Annotated in this window: 9 protein-coding genes; all 9 read right to left on the reverse strand. The window is 58.3% G+C overall.

Going from position 1 to position 11,778, the window contains the following annotated elements:
- Nucleotides 1-121: 121 nt before the first annotated feature.
- Nucleotides 122-1,228, reverse strand: a complete 1,107-nt coding sequence (locus GOV80_RS15055) for a LysM peptidoglycan-binding domain-containing protein (protein WP_170773525.1) — start codon at nt 1,226-1,228, stop codon at nt 122-124.
- 44 nt (nt 1,229-1,272) lie between these two features.
- Nucleotides 1,273-2,535: a transporter substrate-binding domain-containing protein gene (locus GOV80_RS15060; protein ID WP_170785944.1), complete on the reverse strand. Its 1,263-nt coding sequence runs from the start codon at nt 2,533-2,535 to the stop codon at nt 1,273-1,275.
- 19 nt (nt 2,536-2,554) lie between these two features.
- A complete protein-coding gene (locus GOV80_RS15065) occupies nt 2,555-3,343 on the reverse strand; it encodes a PP2C family protein-serine/threonine phosphatase (protein ID WP_170773528.1) in 789 nt (262 codons plus the stop codon).
- 3 nt (nt 3,344-3,346) lie between these two features.
- The gene (locus GOV80_RS15070; protein ID WP_170785946.1) at nt 3,347-4,381 is read right to left on the reverse strand and encodes an FHA domain-containing protein; all 1,035 of its coding nucleotides are present in this window, start codon (nt 4,379-4,381) and stop codon (nt 3,347-3,349) included.
- Between the two features lie 202 nt (nt 4,382-4,583).
- The gene (locus GOV80_RS15075; RefSeq protein WP_170785948.1) at nt 4,584-6,788 is read right to left on the reverse strand and encodes a serine/threonine protein kinase; all 2,205 of its coding nucleotides are present in this window, start codon (nt 6,786-6,788) and stop codon (nt 4,584-4,586) included.
- A gap of 337 nt (nt 6,789-7,125) precedes the next feature.
- The gene (locus GOV80_RS15080; RefSeq protein WP_170785950.1) at nt 7,126-8,406 is read right to left on the reverse strand and encodes a dynamin family protein; all 1,281 of its coding nucleotides are present in this window, start codon (nt 8,404-8,406) and stop codon (nt 7,126-7,128) included.
- Nucleotides 8,403-10,445 carry a dynamin family protein gene (locus tag GOV80_RS15085; RefSeq protein ID WP_170785952.1) on the reverse strand — a complete coding sequence of 681 codons (2,043 nt, stop codon included), beginning with the start codon at nt 10,443-10,445 and terminating at the stop codon, nt 8,403-8,405. The genes GOV80_RS15080 and GOV80_RS15085 overlap by 4 nt, the downstream gene beginning before the upstream one ends.
- A gap of 67 nt (nt 10,446-10,512) precedes the next feature.
- Nucleotides 10,513-11,352, reverse strand: a complete 840-nt coding sequence (locus GOV80_RS15090; protein ID WP_170785955.1) for a hypothetical protein — start codon at nt 11,350-11,352, stop codon at nt 10,513-10,515.
- A 23-nt stretch (nt 11,353-11,375) separates the two neighbouring features.
- Nucleotides 11,376-11,777, reverse strand: a complete 402-nt coding sequence (locus GOV80_RS15095; protein ID WP_170785957.1) for a hypothetical protein — start codon at nt 11,775-11,777, stop codon at nt 11,376-11,378.
- Nucleotide 11,778 lies beyond the last annotated feature (1 nt).

Below are 11,778 nucleotides of genomic sequence, written 5' to 3' on the forward strand. Positions count from 1 at the left end.
GCCCTTTATTAGAGTGAGTAGGAAAGAATTGCGCCTTTCCGATCGAGGTTCTTGGTCTGCAACGCCTGCTATGCGGCGGCGTCGTAAAAAAGGGGCCGATCGTGGGACCAGCCCCAATCTATTAGTTCGATGCTGCGTTCAGCTTTTCATTCTGCTCGCGCAGCGTGTCCGAAATGATCGCATACCATTCGCCACTTTCGCGCATCTCGTTCAGGCCCTTGTTCATCATGGCGATGTATTCGCGTGCGAACGGGTTGGTGCGGTGCGCCAGGAAACTCATGGACGACAGGGTCGAAACATAGGGGTTTTCCACGATGTCAGCCGACGTAAGGCCCATGTCTTTCTTCGTGGCCGCAAACAATTCAACTTCGAACGCTGCGACATCGGCGGTACCAGTCAGAACCGCATCCAAGCATTCGCGGGCCGAGTTGGGTTGAACCACGGTGGTGTTGCTGCGGTTCAGGCCAACCTCTTCCAGAACGACCATGCTCCAACCGGCCATCCGGCAGATGGTTGCGCCTTCGAAATCCGAGAAGGAGGTTGCGTCGACATATTCGCTCTCGGGCAGGGTGAAAAAGCCGCCTACGACGTCATAGACCGGAACCGAAGCCACAAATTGCGAGCAGCGTGCTTCGGTTTCTTCGGACCATTCATAGGTGCGGTTGGTGCAATCAGGAACTGTCCAGGCGATCGAGATATCGAACGCGCCAAGCGGCAGCAGCGTATCCAGGTGCGATGCCCAATCATCCACAAAGCTGACCGAATATTCACGCTGGTTTCCTGCACGCTGGAGGCTGGTGGTCGCCAGACGGGTCATGATACCGCCGCCGCCCAGACCTTCGCTGGTGAAAGGTTCCCAGCCATTGCCGGCAACCATCTTGATCGGCGGAGCGTAGACATTCGAACGTTTGACACTGGCGGCGCGCTGCTCTTCGGCGGCGATGATGTCCTGCGCGCTCTGGCCGTTCGGCAGGCTGCCATCGTCACAGGGCAGGGCCAGAACCAGACCGGGCTCCAGCGCGTTGGGGTTGGTGATGTCATTGCGGTTCGCGTTGAAGATCGGCTGATAGTTTGAGGTGCCATAGGCCGCGATGGCAATGGTTGCCATCGTGTCGCCATCCTGCACGGTGTAGTTGGTACACGCTTCCTGAGCCGCCGCCGCGCCAGCGCTGAGGGCAGTTACAGCCGTGGCCGACAATGCCACCTTCTTCAGATTGAAATTAAACATGTCTCGTCCTCCAGACTTTTGTTGTTTTCAGGCCAGCTGGGGCCTTATCCATTTTCCATTTGATAGCGCAGAGCGGTTGAGACGATGTCCCGCCACTCTCCGGATTGCTGCATGATCGACAGACCCTGGTTGAGCGTCTCAAGGATCGCTTCCCCATCTGGATTATCTTTGTGGGTCATTATGTTAAGCGACTTGATCGCCGCAAGGTTGGGGTTTTCTACAATGCGATGTTCATAGCCAAGGCGCGCAATTGCTTCGACTGCCAAATGCGCTTCGACCGCGACGATATCGGCCGTGCCGTCCATCAAGGCGTGGAAGCAGTCGTCAGGCGACACCGGGCGCAGCATCGAAATCGCTGGCTCATACAGACCCACTGCATCCATATGCGACAGTGACCAGCCTTCGGGGCGGCAGATCGTGGTACCCGCGAAATCGGCATAGGTCAGGGTCTGTTCATAGCCCGAGCCTTCACGGGCAAAGAAGGTATCCACAACCTCGTAGAACGGGTTCGAGAAGTTGTAGGTCTCGCACCGGTTCCGGTCAGTTTCGGACAGGGCAGCGGGTTCTTCGCAATTCGGGCGCGACCACGGGAAGGTTGCGTCAAATGCCAGCGTCGGCATCAACAGGTCCAGATGCGAGGACCAGTCATTCACGAACTGGATCTTGTACCCTTGCTCGGGCGCGGCGCGCAGCATCGCGGTCTCAACCAGATTGGTGTAAAGGCCACGGTGGGGCAGGGCCTCATCGGTGAAAGGCGCATAATTGCCGCCTGTGATCAACAGCAGCTGACGGTCCTGGAACTCGGGACGGCCACTTGTATCGGCGGAGCGGATCAGCGCAGCGGCTTCGGCGCGGGCAGCTTCGATTTCTGTCTTGGCGGCAGCTTTGGCCTCAAGCACCGCGTCTTCGCTGGCCTGTTTGGCCTCGGCCTCAGCGGCGGCCACGCGGGCTTCGGCCTCAGCTATGGCTTTGGCGGCACGTTCCTCAGCGGCTTTAACCAGTTCAGACGCCATCTCGGCGGCCATGGCTTCGGCCTCGGTCGCAGGTGGTTCCGGCGCGCGGCCCACGTCTTCCAGACAGGGCATTGTCAGAACGTCGCCTACGCGAATGATGTTGGGATTGTTCCCAATCACATCGCGGTTGGCGTCGAAGATAATGCTGAAGTCTTCGGTCGAATAGACCTGAATGGCCAGCTCGCGCAGGCTGTCGCCGCGCTTAATTTCGTAGGTCGAGCACGCCTCTTGCGCCGAGGCGGCACCTGTTGCCGCCGCAAGAGCCAGGCTGGAGATGATCAGTTGAGGTCTCATGTGTCCTGTCGCTTTGCCTTCATTCGTTTCTTGTCAATTTCACGACCGCAATGGACGCGTTGTCCTGATCGGGGTCGCCTTTGTCCCGAAGCGCCTGCCAAAGCGCGTCAGCTATATCCTGTGCCAAGTCACCCGATTGGGCCTGAACTATGGCCTCGATCTCAGCATCGCTGAGATATTGCAGCCCATCGCTGCCCGCGATCAGAACATCCGACGCAGTCAAAGCGACGGGGTGTTCGGGACAATCCACTTTTGGGATCGCCGCGCCCATGATGACCGAGGTCAGTTGGTTGCGATCTGGGTGCGTTTGCGCTTCGTCCTGTGTCAGCTTGCCTTCGGCGCATTGCGCGTCGATGATCGGCGCCATCGAATGATCTTCGTTGATCTGGCGCAGCGCTCCGTCGCGGAACAGGTACAAAGGGCTGTCCCCGATCGAGATCCAATAGACGTCCGACCCCATCAGAAGAGTACCCAACAGGGTCGAGCCCATGTTGAAACCATCACCCTGTTCTTCGGAATGCTGCGCGATCAGCGCATTTGCCTGCATTGCCGCCAAGGGCAGGGCGTCGATCAGGGCGGGCTTCGATGGCGCACCCGTTTCCAGTTCAGGGTCCAGCGCACCCCGCCAGGCTTTGATCACAAGCTCGGATGCGATGTCACCTGCCGCATGCCCGCCCATGCCATCAGCAACCACGATATACCCAGCATTCGCCACATCGAACATGCGCGCGGCGACCGCGTCTTCTTGCGTGTCGCGCCGACCCTGATCGAGGATCAGCGCAATGTCATATGCCGGGGTCGCCAGCATCTATCAGGCATCCCGCCAGTCGAAATTGTCACCGCAGAATTCTGCAAACCGGATCGAGGTTTCGCTGATGCGGATCAAATCGCCGTTGGCCAGCGCCACGGTGCTGAGAACGGGTTTACCGTTCAGACGTACCAGATTGGCCTTGCCACCATGACCCAGATAGCATTTGCGATCTTCAGGGTCATAGGCAATCACAGCGTGGTTGCTGCGCGAAATGCCGGTGTCGCCAAAATCAAGCTGGATCGCCTGATCGTCGTTGCGACCAATCTGCATCAGCCCTTCGGTCAGAGTAATGCACGCGCCGCGACCGGGGCCACCTGTTACAACCAGCCAACCGACCGGGAAGGTCTGCTGTGCAGTCTCGGTTTTGGCGACGGGCTCGGCGGTTTCCATCAGGTCCTGAACATGGGTGTCGGCCCGCTCAAACCCCAGGAAGGTGGTTTTGACACGACCACGACGATCCGACTGGGCCGGTTGCGCGGCGGACGGTGTTTCCGCCATCTGCGCCACCGGAGCCTCGAGCAAGGGTTCAGGTTGCGGGTCCACAGCCTCGACGATCTCGGCCACCGACTCGGGCACAGGATCTTCCGCGACGACTTCGATCACAGGATCGGCCGGCGTCGTATCAAACAGGTTACTGTCTTCTTCTTCGGCCTCGTCAACCTCTTCGTCCGATGCAACGTGCAGCGTCACAATCGGGTCTTCTTCGGTCATCTCTTCCTCGGCGGCGGGCTCTTCGGTCGGCTCAAGGACGTCCACAACATCCGCAAGGATTGCCGCATCATCGGTTTCAGCGCTGTCTTCGGCATCGGCCTCGGAGAAGTCCGGCATCTCGGCTTCGGGGATCAGGTCCTCAGCCTCATCGTAGCTGTCCGACGCTGGCATGTTGTTTCCAGCAAGCGCCACGCGCAGTGCGTTGAAATCTGCAATCGGCTCGGGCTTGTCTTCGCTGGTTTCAGCGATGTCTTCCGCCTCGGCTTCTTTCGGTTTGCCGGCACCTTCGAGAAGCCGGCTGAGAGGGCTTTTATATTTGAACATGGTGACGACACCTTTGTTTCTTGGCACGGGGCACTGCCCCGCTGGGCTTCTACTCACCCCTTCGCAGATCACGCAGAGGCACTGATGATGGAAAACAAACGTCACTGGTACTTTCCGCGACGGGCCGGTTCCCGTCGGGGTCACTCCACTGTCGTGACCCTCAGCAAACACACACTGGCGGATTACAAACGAACCGGTCTGATTACTCCTGCGTCAACTGCATGGTGGCATCTGCTTCGGTACCGTTCCGTAGAACGTTCAACTGGGCTTCAGCTTGTCCTTCGGACACAAGATCAGCCAGCATGGAATCCAGGCTTTCCGGCCCGTCGATGGCCAGCCCCGTCTGCGCCTCTGAGATCAGGATATCGCCCGCCTGCAGGCTACCAGCGGTTGCGGCGGGAACGCTTTTGACCACGGTTTGCCATCCGGTACCGCCACTGTTGCGAACTGTGAAGCCATAGCCGTTGTCCAGCCCCACCATGCGCATGGTGGGCAGAGCCAACAGGCCGTTCTGCGCGCGGGTCTGACCCAGCGGGCGATAGCGCGCGGTGATGCGGGTATAGCCGTCAGGATCCACGTTGAGATCATTGAGAACCTGAGCCGCAAAGCTGGTGTCGGCCTCGATCGGTTCGCCATTCAGGGTGTAGATCGCGGCCCCACGCTGCACCCAATCTCCGATCACGGACATGTCCAGCGCCGGATCAACACCAGTCACAGCAATGACGCTGCCGGTCGATGCGCGCCGTTTCGAGGTCTGGAACGGAATTTCAACGTCCCAATGGGAAAACGCCACCTGTTGCTCGGCCAAAGTGACCGGAGTTGCAGGCTCAACCGGGTCTTCCGCGACAGTTTCGGTCGCATCTTCAGCGGGAAGGTCGGCTGCCGGGGCTTCTAGCCCTTCTGTGGCAGCCGTTTCGGCCAGGGTCTGCTCGACAGGTTCTGGCACTGCTTCCGCCTGCTTGGGTGACGTCGGTTCGCCAGCGTAAACCTCGGGGGAGGTCAGCTCTGGCGCGATGTCTTGCGGTTCGGTGGTCGCGGTCAACTCAACAGGGGCCGTGTCTTGCAGCACGGCCAGCTCGGGTGGTTCGACCGGTTCAATCTCGGCAGGAGTTTCGTCAAGGGCTAGGTCCTGAGTTGCAGGCGCGTCCTGACCCGACATCACGAAAAATCCACCTGCGGCGGCGGCCGCGATGACGACTACGGCAGCAGCAATCAGTTTTCCACTACCACCCGAGCCGCTTTTGACCACGGTATCAACGGCGACCGGGGGTTCCTCAGGCGCGGTGAATGTGGCCAGTTCCTCTTCTTTCTTGTCCTCATGACCCAAAACGATATCCGGGTTGCCTGCCAGCAGTGCGGTCACCACTGCCTCGGCGTTTTCGCTTTCTGCTTTGATCCGGGCTTTCTCGGCCTCTTCATCCTTGCGATCCATCCCGACAATGACCGAGATGGGACGGTGAGCGAAGGTATCGAACATTACGCCAGGCCCACGGAACATCCGCAGCCAGTCCAGCGCGCTTTGCAGACGATCGGTTGCGTGCACCTCCATCGCCTTGTCAATCGCTTCAAGGAACCCATCGGGGTATCCATCATACCGACCTGTCAGAGGCTGATAGGGATCATCCTGCCCGTTATTGAAGGCAGTCAGCCGCGTCTGACCATCAATGGGGCGTTCGCCACTGATGGCATGGTAAAGCGTTGCCGCCAGAACATAGAGGTCGCTGCTTGGGCCTTGTTCGGCCCCCCGCACATAGAATTCATGCGGCGAATACCCGTCCTTGATCACACGCAGGGTCAACAGCGCCGCCGATTGATTGGCCGCCTGATCCCGCGCCGCACCGAAGTCAATCAGTTCGGGCTCACCATGTTCGTTGATCAGAATGTTATCGGGCGAGATATCCCGGTGCAGCATCCCGCTTTGATGGATGAAGGACACGGCCGACAGCATCTTTTCGGTGACCTGCACGATGAAATCGGGACCGGCATCATTCTCGGGGTTTTCAACATAATCCAGCAGGTCGCAGCCTTTGATGAAATCCATCGCGATATAGGCTGTGTCATTGTCCTCAAACACCTGATGAACGTCGACAATGTTGGGGTGCACCAGCCGCGCATGGTTGCGGGCTTCCAAAATAAACAGGTCAATGATCGAGCGCAGGTCGTCCTTGTAGGAAGGATCGATTGGTTCGACCGTATCGCCGTTGCGATGACACAGGGCACCGGGGAAGCATTCCTTAATAACCACGTCGCGTTCCAGACTGTCGCGCGCCAAATAGGTGATGCCAAAACCGCCATTGCTGAGAAACCGCAGGATTTCATACTGCCCGCGCAACAACTTTGCACCGGGTGCCAGGCCTTCAATTTTGGGTTCGTCATGCGTCGTATCGACAGCCTGATTGTGGCTCATTTCTTTCCGCCCGTTCTAAACATTTTGCGGTTCGTGTTCGGGTAAACTGCCCGTCAACTCACGACCAAACACAACCGCAGGACACTTAAGAACGTTAGACGTTTCAAATTTGACTTTATTGGGGCCGCCTCATGGCTTCACTGAGAACCAAAACTTCGCGAATCGCATATATTGTTTCCCGAAGGACTAGCGGCACAATATATAGCCCGACACCCGCAAGAAATTGCGGACTGAACGCAGGATTTAGGATGATTGTTGCGCGATTCCGAAACAATAAGCGCGCGATTCTTGACAACTCGAATCGCGCCCTGCGGCGCGATTCAACTGCGATCTGACCTCAGGTTCCGGTTTTCGTGTGAGCGGACTCGGCGCGACTTCCCGCCCAGGCAAGACAGTCACTCAGCTGTGTGAGGATACTGACGGCATCCCGAAGCGGCCCGGTCCCGGTTTCGAATTGCAGCAACAACAGCAGGTCGGTCGCCTTTTCAAACTCGGCTGGAATCCAATCGGCTGACGGATCAATCTCACCACCCTGTTCCAGACGCTCGGCAAAATCTTCGACAATCTCCTGACAGCTGCTCAGAAAACTGCTGGGCTCCATATCCGAGGATTCACGTAAGTCCTCATAGATGCTGGCGATAGCAGCCAACCAATCTTCGAGGATCGGGTTTTCCAACGGAGGCAACACAGCCTCAAGCGGGGCTTTAACCGAGGGCGACGCGACAGGTGCAGGCTGGTCGAGGGTCAAACTGTCGAGGAAGGGCAGAAACTCGCGTTCCAGCGCATCCCGCGCGGCCTTCAGATCTCCCAGCCGCCGGTCTGAGGCGATTTGCAATACTTGCTCAGCAAGGTTCTGACCACCACAGCTCTGCCACAGGGCAAAATCGGGCTCGGGCTCTTGCGCCATGGCTTTGACGGCAACCGGCGTTCCAATAGGCACGACCGCCCGGAACATATCGCCTTTTTCCTTGTTCAACCGGGCCAGGACCCGATCCAGCGCGTCATGAACCGGCGGAAGGTCCGTATGTGTGATGGCCAGCAGGCTGTTTGCACGCAATTCGGGTGGGACTTTGGACCACAAATGCCGCTCTGACTCGCGCCAGGCGCTGGTGCCATTGGTGCACCAGATGGCGCAATCGACATATTGCAACAAATCCAGCGTAGTTTTCGACGCGTCATCAAGCGACCCCGTACCAGGCAGGTCAAACAGGGAAATTTCCTTCAAAGCGGGGGTATTTAACCCAACCGAGATGAAATCAGGCTTGTCTGCCGCTGCCTTTTCCAAAGCGATGCCAGAATAGACCTTGGGTTCCTTGTCCCACCAGCCCACCGTGGTTTCCGGCTCATCCGCATAGGCCACGATCACCAAGGGCAATTTAAGATGCTGTGGTCCGGTTGGCAGGATATCGGCCCCTGCCAACATATTGGCGAGGCTCGACTTGCCAGCTCCAAACTCCCCAACAAACCCAATGTTGATCGCATTCGACAGCCGCTCGGCATGGCTCAGTGCACGCGCGCGCATGTCATCCACAGAATCGTCGGATGGTAGTTTTTCAGTCGCGGTCAGGAAACGCTCGAGTTGGCGTACTTCCTGTTCGGTCCCTGGAAATTCGATCATTCCGCAGCCTTTGGTATTTCAATTTCTGATTGGCCCGGTCCGTAGACAGCACCCAGTTCATCCGCAATCCGTTGCGCGGTGTTAAAGGCAGTTTGCGCCTCGGTCCGTTCGTTGGTCTCACCACTTCCAGCGCGATGCTCAAGGTGTCCTGCCAGAAGGGCCAGATAGTGGTCGAGCACTGTGTTCAAACGCCCCAGCAGGTTTTCACGGGCCGTATCGACAAGATCGTCGCCAATCATTTCGAATTCCTGAACGATCATGCGTTCCGCCCGATTGACCACGCTTTTGCGCGAAATCAGTCGCGATAACCATGTCACGCGCAGTTCCACGGTGATGCCACGGGTCAAGGCCGTCGTATCAGGGCGGAACCAGCGAACCGCGCTGGTGTTCATCCGGTTGTCCCCGGAATCCTGCCAGCCCGGCAGGGATCGCAATGCCGCATTGCTTTGCATGTCCACCGCGTAAAGCTCGCTCAGCATACGCTGGCGGACAACTTGGGTTGCGCCTTGCACCAGCTCTCGCATCCGATCACGTAAGGGGCCAAAGTTCAGCTCTGTCTCGCCCCCTTTGGCCAACAGCGGAGAATCTCCGTTCGGGCCACGCACCACGTCCGATACGGCCTCGGCCACGGTATCGTCCATGACACCACGCAGGTTGGCCAAAACGTCATCCATATCCTTGACGATCATCTCGGTCTTGTCTTGGACCAGCGCGCGCAGGTCGGCCTGAGTCTTGTCGTTTTCGCTGGGGTCATCCGCCCCGTCCGTGCCCTGATCCTCGATCGCGCGCAGATGCGCCTTGGTGCGGTCAAGCTCACCCTGCGCAAAGCTGTTGAGGTGTTGCCACGCCATTTGCATCTGCTCGTTGCGCGGCCCATCTGCCAGGGCGCGGGTCACATGGCGACGCAAATCCGGCAGTCCCGAGGCGATCATGGCCGCAAAACGCAGAACGCCCTCGCGGCTAATCGGGCCGGGGCCTTGCTTGATCTCTTCGACACCGTCCAGATATTGCTTCATCTGCTCGGGGTGGGCACGTAGCCAGGCCAGAACATCGTCATGGTTTACGCCGGTTTCATCGCCGGTCAATGCGTAGTGCGCCCATTGCGCACTGCCCATGAGAACGTCGATATCCGAATTCCCAAGCGCTTTTTCCAACCCGTCCATTACATCGGCGCGGACTTTGGTCGCGTCATCTGCACCCCCGCCCAATTCATCGACACGGTTGATGAAAACCACAATCTGGCCCAGCTCCAACGCCTGCATCAGACGGAACAGCTTGAGGTCCGCCCGCGACAGCGCCTGATGCGCCGACAGGACAACCACGAAGAAATCGCTTTCCTTGAGATACTGGCGTGAGATTTCCTCGCGGATCAGCAGCGGGTCATTGACGCCCGGCGTGTCCGTCACGGTGATCGGGAACGGGAAATGGCCAATGTCGAAGTAAACCTCGGCCTTGCGGGTGATGTCGCTGTAAAGCCCGCGATCGGAACCGGGATCAAGCGTGCCATCCTCGGACGGCTCATCACCGGCGCAGACATAGCGCGCCAGATCGTCAGATGTCAGATGATCCAGATCGTGATGCTGGCCCAGAAGCTGCGTATAGCTTTCGCCCAACCGCAGCTTGGCGCGGGTTTTCATCGCCTCGACCTGCTGTTCGATCATCTCGCGCTTATAACTGTCCTCGTCATCGGGGAACATGTTGCGCAGTTCTTCGCCCTCTGCGATCAGGGCTTGCCATTGGCGATTGTCGAAAAAGTGGAACTCGGCGCCCTCTGTCCGACCCGAAGGATGGCCGAAATGCATGTCAGTAATCACGGTCGTCCACGGGTTGACGTCCGACGGCAAATACTCGGCCTGACCAGTGAAGCCATTGATCAGGCGCGATTTCCCGGCCTTGATCTGACCCACAAAGGCGATCGAGGGCTTGAGGTTCGACAGATCTCCCACGATGCGCGAGATAAACTGACGTGTTTCGTCATTGCTGACCTCGTTCAGGTCTTCGGCGATGCGGATCAACTCGCGGCGATTACTCTCACTCATAACACTTACCCTGGTCACACTTGTTCACTGATGGGATTCTTGGAAAATTTGAATGGTTGGGGCGCGATCATTCGTCCGTCCCCTTTAACGCTGCCCACACGCCCACGACAGCACCCAGCCTGCGCGCCTCATGGGTCACGACCGAGACCTTTTCACCATCATGCAGAACGGCCAGCCCGGTGCCTTTGCCGCCCGAGGGACGCATGACAATCAGCTGCGGATAATCCAAATCTGCGTGGGTATCCTTGTCCCAACCCGCCAGATCACGCGCGAAACTCTGCATCAGGTCCTGACTTACATGCACGGAACCGTCGGCAGCACAATCGCCCGCGGTGGACATGAGGGTCCCGTCCTTGGCCAAAGCCAACACGCGACCCAATCCGAACCGGTCAGACCCGTCATAGAACAGATCGGCCAAGCTCTGCGTTTCCTCTGCCTTTGGCGCATCTGGCACCAGCGACACCACTGGTTCAGCAGACAATTCAATCGCTTTGCAGCATTTGGAAATCTCGCTGAACGTGATCCCGACATCATCTGCATCCAGCGTTGTATCAGGCCGTAAGGACACAAGCTCCAGCGGGGCAGGGGCGGTGGCAATGTCACTGACAAGCTGCGCCAGGCGGTCAGCCAACTCTTCCCGCGAAGCTGTTTCAAAATCAGGGGCAACACCGTCGCTCACGCAGAAAACATCTGTGACGCGCGAGCTGTTGACCTCAATCGCGAGGCAGTTACCATTGGCTGCCGTAAACTCCAACCTGCGGGGCAAAACGGTTCCGCGAATAGTGCGCAAAATCTGATCACGCCGATCCTGAGCCGTTGTACCTGTCAAGGTTACCGCTGGATTCACCCGCGCGACAACGCTGCGCCCGATATTCTCGAGCATATCGAGTATGTTCGCGTCGATCATGCCGTGACCCCCTCTGGTCCCGCTCATACCGCAGCCGCAACCGGCCCGCGGGTTAGGTGTGATTTCGTTAGCGCAAGGCCCAGATTGGCGCTGCTGCGGCAGATGTAGCAGAGCACATGGTCCGGATAGGCCTTGGTACGCAGGAAGATGTTCAAACGGTCCTTCGAGAACACCGCAATTTCACCAAATCCAGTCGGTTCATTCGCATCCTCGCCGGCCTCGCGCAGCAGTGCTTCGAACCCCTTTACACCACGCCCCTGGAACAGGTTGGCAACCGCGATCGCGAGCGTATCCAGATTCTCTGCATCGTTTGGGTCCGGAGTGACCGAGCCCAACAACATCCCCGTCTCCATATCGACATACCCGGCTGCGATGCAGTCGGGTATTGTGCTCATGGCGGCATTCAAAGCGGCTTCGATAGGCATC

The sequence above is a fragment of the Ruegeria lacuscaerulensis genome (assembly GCF_013034685.1).
GTDB lineage: Bacteria > Pseudomonadota > Alphaproteobacteria > Rhodobacterales > Rhodobacteraceae > Ruegeria > Ruegeria lacuscaerulensis_B.